Annotated in this window: 13 protein-coding genes and 1 tRNA gene; 11 read left to right on the top strand and 3 right to left on the bottom strand. The window is 68.9% G+C overall.

All coding sequences use genetic code 11. The features are described 5' to 3' along the window. Positions 1-166: 166 nt before the first annotated feature. Genes ACIGXX_RS19560 through ACIGXX_RS19545 form a run of 4 tightly spaced genes read left to right on the top strand, consistent with a single transcriptional unit; the run spans position 167 to position 5,184 of the window. A complete protein-coding gene (locus tag ACIGXX_RS19560; RefSeq protein WP_351164645.1) occupies positions 167-1,615 on the top strand; it encodes an aspartate aminotransferase family protein in 1,449 nt (482 codons plus the stop codon). Continuing rightward, entirely contained in the window at positions 1,599-2,873 is a 1,275-nt protein-coding gene (locus ACIGXX_RS19555; protein ID WP_351164646.1) for a lysine N(6)-hydroxylase/L-ornithine N(5)-oxygenase family protein, read from the top strand. The genes ACIGXX_RS19560 and ACIGXX_RS19555 overlap by 17 nt, the downstream gene beginning before the upstream one ends. Beyond that, positions 2,870-3,421, top strand: coding sequence for a GNAT family N-acetyltransferase (locus ACIGXX_RS19550; protein WP_399977163.1), 552 nt, complete (start codon positions 2,870-2,872; stop codon positions 3,419-3,421). The genes ACIGXX_RS19555 and ACIGXX_RS19550 overlap by 4 nt, the downstream gene beginning before the upstream one ends. Next, positions 3,418-5,184, top strand: coding sequence for an IucA/IucC family protein (locus tag ACIGXX_RS19545; protein WP_399977160.1), 1,767 nt, complete (start codon positions 3,418-3,420; stop codon positions 5,182-5,184). Before ACIGXX_RS19550 ends, ACIGXX_RS19545 begins: the two co-directional genes overlap by 4 nt. Before the next feature lie 71 nt (positions 5,185-5,255). Here ACIGXX_RS19545 and ACIGXX_RS19540 read toward each other — a convergent pair whose 3' ends face one another. Next, a complete protein-coding gene (locus ACIGXX_RS19540) occupies positions 5,256-6,902 on the bottom strand; it encodes a beta-N-acetylhexosaminidase (RefSeq protein ID WP_366461980.1) in 1,647 nt (548 codons plus the stop codon). A 106-nt stretch (positions 6,903-7,008) separates the two neighbouring features. Here ACIGXX_RS19540 and ACIGXX_RS19535 point away from each other — a divergent pair, with 106 nt between their 5' ends. The 3 genes from ACIGXX_RS19535 to glmS all read left to right on the top strand — a co-directional run bounded on the left by ACIGXX_RS19535 (position 7,009) and on the right by glmS (position 10,110). Further along, positions 7,009-7,893, top strand: coding sequence for a DUF4429 domain-containing protein (locus tag ACIGXX_RS19535; protein WP_383822522.1), 885 nt, complete (start codon positions 7,009-7,011; stop codon positions 7,891-7,893). Between the two features lie 86 nt (positions 7,894-7,979). After that, positions 7,980-8,237: a hypothetical protein gene (locus tag ACIGXX_RS19530; RefSeq protein ID WP_351164653.1), complete on the top strand. Its 258-nt coding sequence runs from the start codon at positions 7,980-7,982 to the stop codon at positions 8,235-8,237. Between the two features lie 55 nt (positions 8,238-8,292). Then, a complete protein-coding gene (glmS, locus tag ACIGXX_RS19525; RefSeq protein WP_351164654.1) occupies positions 8,293-10,110 on the top strand; it encodes a glutamine--fructose-6-phosphate transaminase (isomerizing) in 1,818 nt (605 codons plus the stop codon). A 273-nt stretch (positions 10,111-10,383) separates the two neighbouring features. Here glmS and ACIGXX_RS19520 read toward each other — a convergent pair whose 3' ends face one another. After that, the gene (locus tag ACIGXX_RS19520) at positions 10,384-10,908 is read right to left on the bottom strand and encodes a universal stress protein (RefSeq protein WP_351164655.1); all 525 of its coding nucleotides are present in this window, start codon (positions 10,906-10,908) and stop codon (positions 10,384-10,386) included. Between the two features lie 560 nt (positions 10,909-11,468). Here ACIGXX_RS19520 and ACIGXX_RS19515 point away from each other — a divergent pair. From ACIGXX_RS19515 to ACIGXX_RS19500, 4 genes are all read left to right on the top strand, one after another. Further along, entirely contained in the window at positions 11,469-11,732 is a 264-nt protein-coding gene (locus ACIGXX_RS19515; protein WP_351164806.1) for a hypothetical protein, read from the top strand. A gap of 450 nt (positions 11,733-12,182) precedes the next feature. Continuing rightward, entirely contained in the window at positions 12,183-13,418 is a 1,236-nt protein-coding gene (locus tag ACIGXX_RS19510; protein ID WP_361470608.1) for a helix-turn-helix domain-containing protein, read from the top strand. Between the two features lie 10 nt (positions 13,419-13,428). Further along, entirely contained in the window at positions 13,429-14,031 is a 603-nt protein-coding gene (gene orn / locus ACIGXX_RS19505) for an oligoribonuclease (protein WP_249589784.1), read from the top strand. 111 nt (positions 14,032-14,142) lie between these two features. Further along, positions 14,143-14,215: transfer RNA gene (locus tag ACIGXX_RS19500), tRNA-His, on the top strand. Between the two features lie 80 nt (positions 14,216-14,295). On the opposite strand, the gene ACIGXX_RS19495 is transcribed toward ACIGXX_RS19500, so the two are convergent. Beyond that, complete coding sequence (locus tag ACIGXX_RS19495) at positions 14,296-15,351, bottom strand: LacI family DNA-binding transcriptional regulator (RefSeq protein WP_351164657.1); 1,056 nt, start codon at positions 15,349-15,351, stop codon at positions 14,296-14,298. Positions 15,352-15,353: the final 2 nt, after the last annotated feature.

Genomic DNA, 15,353 nt, shown 5'->3' with positions numbered 1-15,353 from the left:
CCTCCCCTTCCGAAGGCCTCACGCAGCAGCCCTCTCCGCATTCCGGAGAGGGCTGTTCCGTTTTTGTGTCACCCGGTGACCACAGGGACCCCCTGGGTTTATCCCGAGGGAGAGTTAGGTTAGGCTTACCTCACTTCCCCCAAGTCCCCTCACCCAGAGGAAGTTCATGCGCTCGCACCTGCTCAACGACACCACCGCGGAGCGTTACCGCAGTTCCGTGACCGAAGGAGTCGAGCGGGTGGCGGCCAGGATCGCCACCACCTCCCGCCCTTTCACCGGGATCTCCGTCGACGAACTCGCGCCCCGCATCGAGGCCGTCGACCTGGACGAGCCCCTGCACGACACCATCGCCGCCCTGGACGAGCTCGACGAGCTCTACCTGCGCGACGCCGTGTACTTCCACCATCCCCGCTACCTCGCGCACCTCAACTGCCCGGTCGTCATACCGGCCGTGCTGGGCGAGGCGGTGCTCTCCGCGGTCAACTCTTCCCTCGACACCTGGGATCAATCCGCGGGCGGCACCCTGATCGAACGCCGTCTCATCGACTGGACCGCCGAGCGCATCGGGCTCGGCCCGGCCGCCGACGGCGTGTTCACCAGCGGCGGCTCGCAGTCCAACCTCCAGGCCATGCTGCTCGCCCGCGAGGAGGCCGCCAAGGCCGGAAAGCCGGCCTCGCGGCTGCGCATCTTCGCCTCCGAGGTGGGCCACTTCAGCATCCAGAAGGCCGCGACGCTGCTCGGCCTCGGCGAGGACGCCGTGATCGTCATCCCCACCGATCACGACAAGCGCATGCAGACCGTGGCACTCGCCCACGAGCTGGAGCGCTGCCTGGCCGACGACCTCACCCCCATGGCGGTCGTCGCCACGGCCGGCACCACCGACTTCGGCTCCATCGACCCGCTCCCCGAGATCGCCGAACTCTGCGAGCAGTACGGCACCTGGATGCACGTCGACGCGGCGTACGGCTGCGGTCTGCTCGCCTCGCTCAAGAACCGCCACCTCATCGACGGCATCGAGCGCGCCGACTCCGTGACCGTCGACTACCACAAGTCCTTCTTCCAGCCGGTGAGTTCCTCCGCCGTGCTGGTGCGCGACCGCTCCACGCTGAGCCACGCGACGTACCACGCGGAGTACCTCAACCCGCGCCGCATGGTGCAGGAGCGCATCCCCAACCAGGTCGACAAGTCCCTCCAGACGACGCGGCGCTTCGACGCCCTGAAGCTGTGGATGACCCTGCGCGTGATGGGCGCCGACGCCATCGGCGAGCTCTTCGACTCCGTGTGCGACATGGCGGACGACGGCTGGCGGCTGCTCGCCGCCGACCCGCGCTACGACGTCGTCGTGGAGCCCCAGCTCTCCACGCTCGTCTTCCGCTACATCCCCGAGTCGATCTGCGACCCCGCCGCCATCGACCGCGCCAACCTGTACGCCCGCAAGGCCCTGTTCGCCTCCGGTGACGCCGTCGTCGCGGGCACCAAGGTCGGCGAACGCCAGTACCTCAAGTTCACCCTGCTCAATCCCGAGACCACGGTCGCCGACATCACGGCCGTCCTCGATCTGATCGCCGGCCACGCCGAGCAGTACCTGGGAGAGACCCTTGACCGCGCTTCCTGATCACCGAGAACCACTGGACTTCATCGGTATCGGACTGGGCCCCTTCAACCTCGGCCTCGCCTGTCTGACCGAACCCATCGACGAGCTGAGCGGCCTCTTCCTGGAGTCCAAGCCGGACTTCGAGTGGCACTCGGGCATGTTCCTGGAGGGCGCTCACCTCCAGACCCCGTTCATGTCCGACCTCGTCACCCTCGCGGACCCGACGTCCCCCTACTCCTTCCTCAACTACCTGAAGGAATCAGGGCGGCTCTACTCCTTCTACATCCGCGAGAACTTCTATCCGCTGCGCACGGAGTACAACGACTACTGCCGCTGGGCCGCGGCCAAGCTCTCCTCGGTCCGCTTCAGCACGACGGTGACCGAGGTGACGTACGCGGACGATCTGTACGTCGTCCACACGACCAGCGGCGACACCTTCCGCGCCCGCCACCTCGTCCTGGGCACCGGCACCCCGCCGCACATCCCCGAGTCGTGCGCGGACCTCGGCGGGGACTTCATCCACAACTCCCGCTACCTCCAGTCCAAGCAGGAGCTCCAGAAGAAGGAGTCGATCACGCTCGTCGGCAGCGGCCAGTCCGCCGCCGAGATCTACCAGGACCTCCTGAGCGAGATCGACGTCCACGGCTACAAGCTCAACTGGGTCACGCGCTCCCCGCGCTTCTTCCCCCTTGAGTACACCAAGCTGACCCTTGAGATGACCTCTCCGGAGTACGTCGACTACTTCCACGCACTGCCGGAAGCGACCCGCTACCGCCTGCAGGATCAGCAGAAGACGCTCTTCAAGGGCATCGACGGCGACCTGATCAACGAGATCTTCGACCTGCTCTACCAGAAGAACCTCGGCGGCCCGGTGCCGACGCGGCTGCTCACCAACTCCTCGCTGCGGAGCGCCCGGCACGAGAACGGCACCTACACCCTGGGCCTGCGCCAGGACGAGCAGGGCAAGGACTTCGAGCTGGAGTCCGAGGGCCTGATCCTGGCCACCGGTTACCAGTACGTCACGCCCGACTTCCTTGAGCCGGTGCGCGACCGCATCCGCTGGGACGGCCGCGGCCGCTTCGAGGTCGCCCGCAACTACTCGATCGACACCACGGGCCGCGGCATCTTCCTGCAGAACGGCGCCGTGCACTCCCACTCCCTGACCAGCCCCGACCTGGGCATGGGCCCGTACCGCAACGCGTACATCATCGGTGAGCTGCTCGGCGCCGAGTACTACCCCGTCGAGAAGTCCATCGCGTTCCAGGAGTTCGCCGTATGAGCACCACCGCAGACCTGACCCTGCGCCCCCTCGACCCGCTGAAGGACGCCGAGCTCCTGCACGGCTGGGTCACCCACCCCAAGGCCTCGTTCTGGATGATGCAGGACGCGACGCTGCCGGACGTCGAGCGCGAGTACATGGCGATCGCCGCCCACGAGCACCACGACGCGTTCATCGGCCTGCACAAAGGCGTCCCCGCCTTCCTGATGGAGCGCTACGACCCCGCGCACGTCGAGCTCGTCGGGCTCTACGAGCCGCGGCCCGGCGACGTGGGCATGCACTTCCTCACCGCGCCCTCCGACGTCCGCATCCCCGGCTTCACCCGGGACGTGATCACCAAGGTCATGGAGACGCTCTTCGCCGACCCGGCGACCGAGCGCGTGGTGGTCGAGCCCGACGTCGACAACGTGGCCGTGCACGCCCTGAACGAGGCCGTCGGCTTCCGGGCGTCCGAGGTCATCCAGAAGCCGGAGAAGAAGGCTCTGCTGAGCTTCTGCACCCGCGAGCAGTTCGAACAAGCAGTACGCGAAAGGGAAACGGCGATATGACCCTGTCCGACGCAACGGCGCACCTCTCCCCCGAGCGCTGGGAGCAGGCCAACCGCCTCCTCATCCGCAAAGCCATCGCCGAGTTCGCCCACGAGCGGCTCTTCACCCCGGAGCCGCTGGGCGACGACACCTACGTCATCCGCAGCGACGACGCCCTGACCCGCTACCGCTTCACCGCCAAGCGGCTGCGGCTCGACCACTGGCAGGTGGACGCCGGCTCCATCTCCCGGCACCGCGACGGCGCCGAACTCCCGCTGAAAGCGCTGGACTTCTTCATCGAGCTGCGCACGGCGCTCGGCCTGAGCGACGAGATCCTGCCGGTCTACCTGGAGGAGATCTCCTCCACCCTCTCCGGCACCTGCTACAAACTCACCAAGCCCGCGATCCCCTCCGCCGAGCTCTCCCGCTCCGGCTTCCAGGAGATCGAGACGGGCATGACCGAGGGCCACCCCTGCTTCGTCGCCAACAACGGCCGGCTCGGCTTCGGCGTGCACGAGTACCTCTCGTACGCTCCCGAGACCGCGAGCCCCCTGCGCCTGGTGTGGCTGGCGGCGAGCAAGGAGCGCGCCGCCTTCACCGCGGGCGCGGGCATCGACTACGAGTCGTTCTTCCGGGCCGAGCTGGGCCAGGAGACCCTGGAGCGCTTCGACCGCACACTCCGCGACCAGGGCCTGGACCCCGAGGACTACATCCTGATCCCGGCCCACCCCTGGCAGTGGTGGAACAAGCTCTCGGTGACCTTCGCGGCCGAGGTCGCCCAGCGGCACCTGGTCTGCCTGGGCGAGGGCGACGACGAGTACCTCGCCCAGCAGTCGATCCGTACGTTCTTCAACACCAGCGACCCGGCCAAGCACTACGTCAAAACGGCCCTGTCGGTCATCAACATGGGCTTCATGCGCGGGCTCTCGGCCGCGTACATGGAGGCGACCCCGGCGATCAACGACTGGCTGGCGAACCTCATCGACACCGACGAGACGCTGAAGTCGACCGGCCTGACGATCATCCGTGAGCGCGCGGCCGTCGGCTATCGCCACCTGGAGTACGAGGCCGCCACCGACCGCTACTCCCCGTACCGCAAGATGCTCGCGGCCCTGTGGCGCGAGAGCCCCGTCCCGTCCCTCGCGGAGGGCGAGCAGCTGGCCACGATGGCCTCGCTCCTGCACACCGACCTCGACGGCGCGTCCTTCGCGGGCGCCCTCATCGAGCGCTCCGGGCTCACCCCCGCCGAGTGGCTGCGCGGCTACCTGCACGCGTACCTGACGCCGCTCCTTCACAGCTTCTACATGTACGACCTCGTCTTCATGCCGCACGGCGAGAACGTCATCCTGGTCCTGAAGGACGGCGTCGTACAGCGGGCGATCTTCAAGGACATCGCCGAGGAGATCGCGGTCATGGACCCGGACGCGGTGCTCCCGCCGACGGTGGAGCGGCTGCGGGTCGAGGTGCCCGACGACCAGAAGCTCCTGTCCATCTTCACGGACGTCTTCGACTGCTTCTTCCGCTTCCTGTCCGCGAACCTGGTCACCGAGGGCCTGGTGGACGAGGAGACGTTCTGGGGCGCCGTCGCCGAGTGCGTCACCGCCTACCAGGAGGCGACTCCCCAACTGGCCGACAAGTTCAAGCAGTTCGACATGTTCGCGCCCGAGTTCGCGCGCTCCTGCCTGAACAGGCTCCAGCTGCGGGACAACGAGCAGATGGTGGACCTCGCCGACCCGGCGGGCGCGCTGCAGCTGGTCGGGACGCTCAGGAACCCGATCGCGTAGCCAGTCACCCATAAGCCGAGTGGGGCTCCCGAGACGGTCCTCGGGAGCCCCACTCTCACGTGTCCGCCTGTCTACTTCGACGGCCAGGGAACTTCCGGCGACTTGTAGTAGCCGATGCCCAGCGCGTCCCAGCGCGGGCCCTGTTCGGCGAGCCGCGTCTTGTACGTGTTCCAGTCGTGCGTCGACGCGGGCGACCAGCCGAGCTCGGCGATGCCGGGGAGGCGCGGGAACGCCATGTACTCGATGTGCGGCGAGGTCGAGAGCGTCTCCGACCACAGCGGCGCCTCGACACCCTTGATCGAGTCCGCGGGCGCGCCCGTCAGGTACGTCCCCGGGTCCCAGTCGTAGCTGCGCTGCACGGAGACGTAGCCCGCCCAGGACAGGCCCAGCGGGGTGTCCTTGTCGTACTTCATGTCGAGGTAGGCGCGGTCCGCGGGCGACAGGACCAGCTTGGTGCCCTTCTTCGCCGCGTTCGCGACCTGCTCGCGCTCGGCGGCGCCGGTGGCGTCGTAGCCCCAGTACTGCGCGATGGCGCCCTTGGCGGGCGTGGCGCCGGTCAGCTGGTGCCAGCCGATCGCGGTCTTGCCGTACTTGGCGACCACCGGCTGGACCTTGTTCATGAACTCCACGTAGTCCTCGTGGCTGGTGGAGTGCGCCTCGTCGCCGCCGATGTGGATGTACTTGCCGGGCGTCAGGGCGGCGATCTCGCGGATGACGTCGTCCACGAAGTCGTACGTGACGGCCTTCTTCACGCACAGCGAGCTGAAGCCGACCTCGGTGCCGGTGTAGAGCGGCGGCGCGACGCCGTCGCAGTTCAGCTCGGCGTACGAGGCGAGCGCGGCGTTCGTGTGGCCCGGCATGTCGATCTCGGGGATCACTTCGAGCTGCCGCGACGCCGCGTACTTGACGATGTCCTTGTACTGGGCCTTGGTGTAGTAGCCGCCCTGGCCGCCGCCGACCTGCGTGGAGCCGCCGTACGTGGCGAGCCGGGGCCAGGAGTCGATGGCGATGCGCCAGCCCTGGTCGTCGCTCAGGTGCAGGTGCAGCTTGTTGACCTTGTAGAGCGACATCTGGTCGATGTAGCGCTTGACCTTGTCGACCGAGAAGAAGTGCCGCGACACGTCGAGCATCGCGCCGCGGTGCTCGTAGCGGGGCGAGTCCTCGATGGTGCCGCCCGCCACCAGCCAGGGGCCCTTCTGCCTGCTCTTCTTCTCGGCGGCCGCCGGCAGCTGCTGGCGCAGCGTCTGGACGCCGTAGAAGAGCCCCGCGGACTTACGGGCCGTGATGGTGACGGAACCGCGCTTGGACTCCAGGCGGTAGCCCTCACTGCCCAGGGACGTGTCCTTGGGGTTCAGCCGCAGCCGGATGCCGTCGCGGCCCTCGTCGTCGGTGACCTTGAGGGGGTGGCCGGTGGAGGGGCGCAGGACACCCGCCAGATAGCCGCCGATCCTGTGCGCGTCGCGCGAGTCGTCGACCCGGATGCGGGTCTTGGCGTTGATCTCGTACGGAGAGCCGCCCGGGTCGGCGGAGGCGGGGGCCGGGATCACCTGGCCGAGCGGGGTCGGTTCGCCGGCCGTGGCTGCCTCCTTGGCTCCGCTGTCGCCGCCCGGCACAGCGGCCACGGAAGAGAGTCCGGCCGCGGCTACGAGCAGCAACGAGCCGAACAGGCGGGTCGATCTGGGGTGCTGTCTCACGTGCGGGTCCCTTCGACGGGCCATCACTGTGGTGCATCTCAATCGAACGCTCACCATGGGACCCTCGCACCCCGTGGCGGGTCAAGGGTGTAGACCACTTCGGCCGCCCGCCGGTGGAAGAATCGTCCCCATGGCGGAAATCATCCAGCGCGACGGGACATGGACCTTCGACGGAGAGACGCTGCGCCTTGTGCCGGGACGCGACAAGAACGTGTCCCTGCTGCGCAAGTCACTGGGAGAACTGGCCGTGCCGCTGGTCGCGTTGGCGGGCATCGCCTTCGAACAGGGCAAGAAGTCGGGGCGGCTGAGGCTGCGGCTGCGGGACGGCGCCGATCCGTTGCTGCAGGCGGCCGGGGGCAAGCTCGGGGACGCGGACCCGTATCAGCTGACGGTGGATTCGGATCGCTACGGCGTCGCGGAGTACGTCGTCGACGAGGTCCGCAACGCGCTGCTGATCGAGCAGGTGCCTGCCGCGCCCTGCGACGGCTATCTGCTGCCGGGCCCCTCGGTGCCGCTCTCGGTCTCCGCGGGGGACGGCACGGCGAGCTTCGACGGCGAGCACATCCGCCTGGAGTGGAACTGGAAGACGGAGGAGGCGAAGTCGGCGGCCGGTGCGCGCTCGCTGGCCCTCGCCGATGTCGCGGCGGTGGAGTGGCAGCCCGCGGTGGGCCTGGAGAACGGCTACCTCCGCTTCACCGTCCGGCACGCGCCCACCAAGGCCCCGCCGAAGTACGACCCGAACTCCGTCGAGCTGTGGGGCTTCAAGAAGGACCCGCTGATGGCGCTGGTGGCCGCGGCCGTGCAGGTGCGGCTGCCGCATCCGGCGGCGGCCTCGGCGGAACCCTCGCAGGCGCCCCCTGCCCTGACGGCGAAGGCCGTGCCTGCCGCCCCGGCGGAGGACGATCACGACGCGCTGCTGCGGCGCCTGCGTGAGCTGGGCGAACTGCACCAGTCCGGAATACTCACCGACGAGGAGTTCTCCCTCGCCAAGCAGGCGGTCCTGAAGCGGATGTAGGGGTCCGGGGCCGATTTTCGCCACGACCCTGCCCGGAATCGGGCAGGATTGTTGCACCGAGAGGGCTATTACTCCAGGATCAACGAATGCACGACGACCTGGTGGACCACCTGACCCGCAGCACCCCGCTCCAGCGGGGCGAAGCTCTGCGGGTCGTCCAGGACGTGCTGGCCTACTTCGACGAGACGACCGAGGAATTCGTCCGTCGCCGCCACCGCGAACTGCAAGGTCAGGGCCTGCTGAACGCGGCGATCTTCGAACAGATCTCGGCGGACCTCAAGTACCGCGCGGTCGCGCCGCCCGAGCTCAGCCTCAGACAGCTGCGCCGCATGATCTACGGCTGAGACGGCTGAGAGCCAGCCCGGAACAACCCAACCCTCTACGGCTAGGACACCCTCTATGTGTGGAATCGTCGGTTATATCGGCAAGCGTGACGTGGCCCCCCTCCTCCTCGAAGGCCTGCAGCGCCTGGAGTACCGCGGCTACGACTCCGCGGGCGTCGTCATCACCAGCCCCAAGGCCGCGGGCCTGAAGATGGTCAAGGCGAAGGGCCGCGTGCGCGACCTGGAGGCCAAGGTGCCCGCCCGCTTCAAGGGCACCACCGGCATCGCCCACACCCGCTGGGCCACCCACGGCGCCCCGTCCGACGAGAACGCGCACCCGCACATGTCGGCCGACGACAAGGTCGCCGTCGTCCACAACGGCATCATCGACAACGCCTCCGAGCTGCGCGCCAAGCTCACCGCCGACGGCGTCGAGTTCCTCTCCGAGACGGACACCGAGGTCCTCACCCACCTCATCGCCCGCGCCCAGGCGGACAAGCTGGAGGACAAGGTCCGCGAGGCCCTGCGGCACGTCGAGGGCACGTACGGCATCGCCGTCCTGCACGCCGACTTCAACGACCGCATCGTCGTCGCCCGCAACGGCTCCCCCGTGGTCCTCGGCATCGGCGAGAAGGAGATGTTCGTCGCCTCGGACGTCGCCGCGCTCGTCTCGCACACCCGTCAGGTCGTCACCCTCGACGACGGCGAGATGGCCACCATCAAGGCCGACGACTACCGCACGTACACGACCGAGGGCTCGCGCACGACCGCGTCGCCGACCACCGTGGAGTGGGAGGCCGAGTCGTACGACATGGGCGGCCACGACACGTACATGCACAAGGAGATCTTCGAGCAGCCCGACGCCGTGGACCGCGTCCTGCGCGGCCGCATCGACGACCGCTTCTCCACCGTGCACCTCGGCGGCCTGAACCTCGACGCGCACGACGCCCGCAAGGTGCGCCGCGTCAAGATCCTCGGCTGCGGCACCTCGTACCACGCGGGCATGATCGGCGCCCAGATGATCGAGGAGCTGGCCCGCATCCCCGCGGACGCCGAGCCCGCGAGCGAGTTCCGCTACCGCAACCCGGTGGTGGACCCCGACACCCTGTACATCGCCGTATCGCAGTCCGGCGAGACGTACGACGTGCTGGCCGCCGTCCAGGAGCTCAAGCGCAAGGGCGCCCGCGTCCTGGGCGTCGTGAACGTCGTCGGCTCGGCGATCGCCCGTGAGGCCGACGCGGGCGTGTACGTCCATGCGGGCCCCGAGGTCTGCGTCGTCTCGACCAAGTGCTTCACCAACACCACGGTCGCCTTCGGCCTGCTCGCCCTGCACCTGGGCCGCATCCGTGACCTGTCGGTCTCCGACGGCAAGCGGATCATCGAGGGCCTGCGCAAGCTGCCCGGCCAGATCTCGGAGATCCTCAAGCAGGAGGACGAGATCAAGAAGATCGCCAAGCAGTACGCGGAAGCCCGCTCGATGCTCTTCATCGGACGCGTACGCGGCTACCCCGTCGCCCGCGAGGCCTCCCTCAAGCTCAAGGAGGTCTCGTACATCCACGCCGAGGCCTACCCCGCCTCCGAGCTCAAGCACGGCCCGCTCGCGCTCATCGAGCCCGCGCTCCCGACGGTCGCGATCGTCCCGAACGACGACCTCCTGGAGAAGAACCGCGCCGCCCTCGAGGAGATCAAGGCCCGCAGCGGCAAGATCCTCGCGGTCGCGCACCAGGAGCAGGAGAAGGCCGACCAGACGATCCTCGTCCCGAAGAACGAGAACGAGCTGGACCCGATCCTGATGGGCATCCCGCTCCAACTCCTCGCCTACCACACGGCATTGGCCCTGGGCCGCGACATCGACAAGCCGCGCAACCTGGCCAAGTCGGTCACGGTCGAGTAGTCCTCGCGAAGAGCGGCCCTGCCATGTGAACGACCCCTCGCGCGTGCCACCAAGCGTGCGAGGGGTCGTTCTTCAGGAGCCGGGGGCGCCCATTCCCCCGACCCGCGCCTGCCTCGCCCGGTGGCCGTCACTCCCCGGTCGGCAGGAGGTTGCCGTGCCACCTGTACGTACCCTTCACAAGGGCACAACCCACCTCTACGCGTGAGTAGATTTATCTACACGGCAAGGAAGTTGACGCCTCGCCACCCCAACCCCACCTGCGACGAAGGGGTGTTACGGAATGACGACGACGGGGCGCTGCGCACGGCGCGCAAGCCGGCCCGCGACCGAGCCGAAGATGCGCCCCACGATCCCGTGCGTCGACCCGACGACGATCGCGTCCGCCGCATACTCCCGGCCGACCTCTTCGAGTTCGTGGCAGATGTCGCCGCCGCGCTCGACGAGGATCCAGGGCACCTCGGACAGATAGTCCGCACAGGCCAGCTCCAGGCCGAGCACTTCCGTGCGGTGGTCCGGCACGTCGACGAAGACCGGGGGCTCACAGCCCGCCCACACGGTGGTGGGGAGCCGGTTGGCGACGTGCACGATGATCAGGCCTGATCCGGAGCGATGGGCCATGCCGATCGCGTACGAGAGCGCGCGTTCACTGGAGGTCGAGCCGTCGAAGCCGACGACGACCCCGTGCCGGAAGGCTGGATCGCAGGAATGACGTGGTTCTTCCGCCGCCTGGGGGGTCGCCGTGGGATCGGCGACCTGCCGCTTGCGGTCCGCGGGTTCGGAGAATTCGTGACCGGCCATGGGTGTCTCGGCGAAGGAGTCCTCTGTGGGAGGGTCGGCTTTGTTCGGGTCGTACGGCGCATATGGAGCGGAACGGACAGGATCGGGCAGGGACGAGGAGGAGCGGCTACGACCACCGGAGCTGTGTCCGGGAATCATCTTCCCAACCCCATACCCCTAAGGGTACGGCGACACTCCTCTCCTGCCCAGAGCTTGCTGTCGGCCCTGCGGGAGCCTCACGGCGTTCACCGGAGCATGCATGAGCGGCGCCCGTATGGCAATGGTTGCTGCCTCGTACAGGTGGTTTGGGCACCCACCCGCGTGGGCCGGGATCGGCCACAAGGTTCACGCCAGTGACCGGCCGAGCGACCACGCGTTGAACCTCGGTACGCCACCGCCACAGGGAGCCCGCCGTGCCTGGACCGCCGTCCGTGTCCTCACAAGTCACGACGTCCTCACGAGTCACGACGCAGAGCCGCCGACGCCTTCCGGAGGGGGCGCGCGAGCGCCCGCGCGGCGGCGCCCCGGCCCCGCGCGCCGAGGAGACGCCGCCCGCCCCTCCTCAGGACTCGGCGAGCGACGTGGTGCGCTGGGCCGCGTTCAGCTGCGTCCTGGTTCCCGTCGTCCTCGTGGGGTACGGGACATCACTGGCCGGAGCCGCGGGCTCGGCCCTCGGACTCGTGGCCGTGACGGGGGTCTGCCGGCTGCTTCTGCGGCAGTCGGAGCGGGGGGCGGAGCGGCTGGTCGAGGAGCAGAGTCGCGAGCGCCGCGGGCGGCACGGGCGGACGGGCGCGGGGGCGCATCGGAGCGGTCGGCATGCTGGTGGGTCTACGCCGGGGGACTGACCGATTCGCGCGCACGCACCCATTGCTTTTCAGCCAACTTCCTATGGCCATGCATTCCTTGGCCGAAGGGGTACCCAACCCCGGTCCCACCAGGGCTGAAAGCCATACAGAAGCCGCCTGAACCCTACGGGGACCGGCCACGGAGCCAAGGCGCACTTCCCAGCAACGCCCGTGAGTGCAACGCTTCGTGATCGACTGCTTCACGCCAAGTTGCCATGTCGACATAGTGCCGGGTCCTTAACTGGTCACCCCGGCAGCACGGGACGCAGTAGATTCGATCATGACTGTATTACGGCGGGGGACTGGTGGAGGACCGAGGGGAAACGTGCAGGAGCGACAGGTCCGACAGGAACGCCAAGAGCGCCGGGAACACAGAGACCGCAGAGAACACAGAGAAAACAGACCAGGCCAAGAACAGGGAGCCGCGACGACCGAGGGGGGCTTAGCACCATGAGCCACGACTCCACTGCCGTGCAAGAAGCCGCGTCGCGGAAGCTTTCCGGACGCCGCCGCAGGGAGATTGTCGCGGTGCTGCTGTTCAGCGGTGGCCCCATCTTCGAGAGTTCCATACCACTCTCCGTTTTCGGGATCGACCGGCAGGACGCCGGGGTCCCCCGATACCGGTTGCTGGTGTGCGCCGGCGAAGATGGTCCGCTGCGTACGACCGGGGGGCTCGAACTCACCGCGCCGCATGGCCTGGAGGCCATAGGGCGTGCGGGCACCGTCGTGGTGCCGGCCTGGCGGTCGATCACGTCACCGCCGCCACCGGAAGCACTCGACGCGCTGCGCCGCGCGCACGAAGAGGGCGCCCGCATCGTGGGGCTGTGCACCGGGGCGTTCGTACTCGCCGCGGCCGGCCTGCTCGACGGCCGTCCGGCGACCACGCACTGGATGTACGCACCGACGCTGGCCAAGCGATATCCGTCCGTCCATGTGGACCCGCGTGAGCTCTTCGTCGACGACGGAGACGTGCTCACGAGCGCGGGGACCGCGGCCGGAATTGATCTGTGCCTGCACATCGTGCGCACGGACCACGGCAACGAAGCGGCGGGCGCGCTCGCCCGCAGGCTCGTCGTGCCTCCGCGCAGGGCCGGCGGCCAGGAGCGCTATCTCGACAGGTCTTTACCTGAGGAGATCGGCGCCGACCCGCTCGCCGAGGTCGTCGCCTGGGCCCTGGAACATCTCCACGAGCAGTTCGACGTGGAGACCCTGGCCGCGCGCGCGTACATGAGCAGGCGCACCTTCGACCGCAGGTTCCGCTCGCTCACCGGGAGCGCTCCCCTGCAGTGGCTGATCACTCAGCGCGTACTGCAGGCACAGCGGCTGCTCGAGACCTCCGACTACTCCGTCGACGAGGTCGCGGGCCGCTGCGGCTTCCGCTCGCCCGTGGCCCTGCGCGGCCACTTCCGCCGTCAGCTGGGCTCCTCGCCCGCCGCCTACCGGGCCGCTTACCGCGCCCGCAGGCCGCAGGGGGGTGAGCGGGCCATGCTGGAACCCCCGGCGCCCGCTTCCGCCCCGCAGACGGTGAACGCGGAGAGCGGACCCGTGCCGTCGCAGACGCGGCGCACGGCGGCCGCGAGCGCCTTCGGCCCCTCGGCGTCGCTCTCCGCGGATCCGGGGAAGCCGAACTCGGATGTGTACGCGCCAGGCCGTCCGCCACTGCCCGGCCAGAGGAGTGCGCCGTAGGGTAAGACGCATGAACGATCGCATGGTGTGGATCGACTGCGAGATGACCGGGCTCTCGTTGACGGATGACGCACTTATCGAGGTGGCCGCACTGGTCACCGACTCGGAACTGAACGTGCTCGGCGAAGGTGTGGACATCGTGATCCGCCCGCCGGACGCGGCGCTGGAGACCATGCCCGAGGTGGTGCGCAAAATGCACACCACCTCGGGGCTCCTCGACGAGCTGGCCTCGGGCACGACGCTGGCCGACGCCGAGGAGCAGGTCCTGGCGTACGTACGTGAGCACGTCAAGGAGCCCCGCAAGGCTCCGCTCTGCGGGAACTCGGTCGGCACCGACCGTGGCTTCCTGCTGCGCGACATGCGGACGCTGGAGGAGTTTCTCCACTACCGCATCGTCGACGTCTCCTCCATCAAGGAACTCGCCCGGCGGTGGTACCCCCGGGCGTACTTCAACAGCCCGGACAAGAACGGCAACCACCGGGCGCTTGCCGACATCCGCGAGTCCATCGCCGAGCTGCGCTACTACCGCGAGGCGGTCTTCGTGCCGCAGCCGGGACCGGACTCGGACACCGCGAAAACCATCGCGGCCAAGTACGTGCTGCCTGCGGAGTAGCCTCCGCGGAACCCCTCTGTACGGGGTCCGGAAAACGCGTGCGCGAGCACCCCTTCGGACCCTGTACACTTTTTCTCGGCCGGTCGGAAGAAAGAAAAACGACCGGACATGGTGGGTGTAGCTCAGTTGGTAGAGCACCTGGTTGTGGTCCAGGTGGCCGCGGGTTCAAGTCCCGTCACTCACCCTGAATGAAGAAGGCCCGGTCCGCGGAAGCGGACCGGGCCTTCTTCATGTCCGGGGCCCGTTCCCCGGCCGGCCGGGGGCTCAGGACGAAGCCCGCTCCACCAATTCCGTCGGCAGTACCAATTGGCGGTGCTCCAGGCGGCGGGCGGACGCCGGGCGGTCGTCCGCGATCTCGGCGAGCAGCAGGTCGATCATGGCCCGGCCCATCTCCTCGATCGGCTGGCGCACGCTCGTCAGCGGCGGGTCCATGTGGCGGGCGATCGCCGAGTCGTCGAAGCCGACCAGGGCCACGTCGTCCGGTATGCGCCGCCCGGCCTCCCGCAGGACCTGACGGGCGCCGGCGGCCATCACGTCCGAGCCCGCGAACACCGCGTCCACGTTGGGGCAGGCCTCGAGCAGCTCCGCCATCGCCCGGCGGCCGCCCTCCTCCGTGAAGTCGCCCGGCGCGATCAGCCGCTCGTCCACCGGGCGGCCCGCGTCCGACAGGGCCGCGCGGTAACCGTCCAGGCGGCGCTGGGCGCCGTAGACGTCCAGGCGGCCGGTGATGGTGGCTATGGACGTGCGTCCGCGCGCCAGGAGGTGCTCCACCGCCGAGTGCGCCCCGGCGAAGTTGTCGGAGTCGACCGAGGGCAGCGCCTCGTCGGCCGAGCGGCGGCCGCTGATCACCGCGGGGATCTCCAGCTGGGTCAGGAGGTCGGGCAGCGGGTCGTCGGCGTGGACCGAGACCAGGAGGACCCCGTCGACCCGGTGGGCCGCGAGGTACTGGGCCAGGCGCTGACGCCTGCGGTCGTTCCCCGCGAAGATCAGCAGGAGCTGCATCTCCGTCTCGCCGAGCTCCGCCCCGACACCGCGCAGGACGTCGGAGAAGTACGGCTCGGCGAAGAAGCGGGTCTCCGGCTCGGGCACGACCAGGGCGATGGCGTCCGTGCGGTTGGCGGCGAGGGCACGGGCCGCCGTGTTCGGGACGTAACCGAGCTCCGCGACGGCGGCCTCGACCGCCGTCCGGGTCGCCTCGCTCACCCGCGGTGATCCGTTGATCACCCGGGAGACCGTCCCGCGGCCCACCCCTGCCCTTGCGGCGACCTCCTCCAGGGTCGGTCGCCCGCCACTGCGGCTACGCGCACCGTGAGCTGCCATTG

The sequence above is a fragment of the Streptomyces sp. NPDC055243 genome (assembly GCF_044544025.1).
Taxonomy (GTDB): domain Bacteria; phylum Actinomycetota; class Actinomycetes; order Streptomycetales; family Streptomycetaceae; genus Streptomyces.
The sequence above is the reverse complement of the archived record's forward strand: the minus strand, read 5'-3'. Positions and strand labels throughout refer to the sequence as shown.

Excerpts from the sequence above, each read along its gene's own strand:
- ACIGXX_RS19560 (WP_351164645.1), top strand. The coding sequence starts at position 167 with ATGCGCTCGCACCTGCTCAACGACACCACCGCGGAGCGTTACCGCAGT.
- ACIGXX_RS19550 (WP_399977163.1), top strand. The coding sequence starts at position 2,870 with ATGAGCACCACCGCAGACCTGACCCTGCGCCCCCTCGACCCGCTGAAG.
- ACIGXX_RS19545 (WP_399977160.1), top strand. The coding sequence starts at position 3,418 with ATGACCCTGTCCGACGCAACGGCGCACCTCTCCCCCGAGCGCTGGGAG.
- ACIGXX_RS19540 (WP_366461980.1), bottom strand. The coding sequence starts at position 6,902 with ATGGCCCGTCGAAGGGACCCGCACGTGAGACAGCACCCCAGATCGACC.
- ACIGXX_RS19535 (WP_383822522.1), top strand. The coding sequence starts at position 7,009 with ATGGCGGAAATCATCCAGCGCGACGGGACATGGACCTTCGACGGAGAG.
- ACIGXX_RS19530 (WP_351164653.1), top strand. The coding sequence starts at position 7,980 with ATGCACGACGACCTGGTGGACCACCTGACCCGCAGCACCCCGCTCCAG.
- glmS (WP_351164654.1), top strand. The coding sequence starts at position 8,293 with ATGTGTGGAATCGTCGGTTATATCGGCAAGCGTGACGTGGCCCCCCTC.
- ACIGXX_RS19520 (WP_351164655.1), bottom strand. The coding sequence starts at position 10,908 with ATGGCCGGTCACGAATTCTCCGAACCCGCGGACCGCAAGCGGCAGGTC.
- ACIGXX_RS19510 (WP_361470608.1), top strand. The coding sequence starts at position 12,183 with ATGAGCCACGACTCCACTGCCGTGCAAGAAGCCGCGTCGCGGAAGCTT.
- orn (WP_249589784.1), top strand. The coding sequence starts at position 13,429 with ATGAACGATCGCATGGTGTGGATCGACTGCGAGATGACCGGGCTCTCG.
- ACIGXX_RS19495 (WP_351164657.1), bottom strand. The coding sequence starts at position 15,351 with ATGGCAGCTCACGGTGCGCGTAGCCGCAGTGGCGGGCGACCGACCCTG.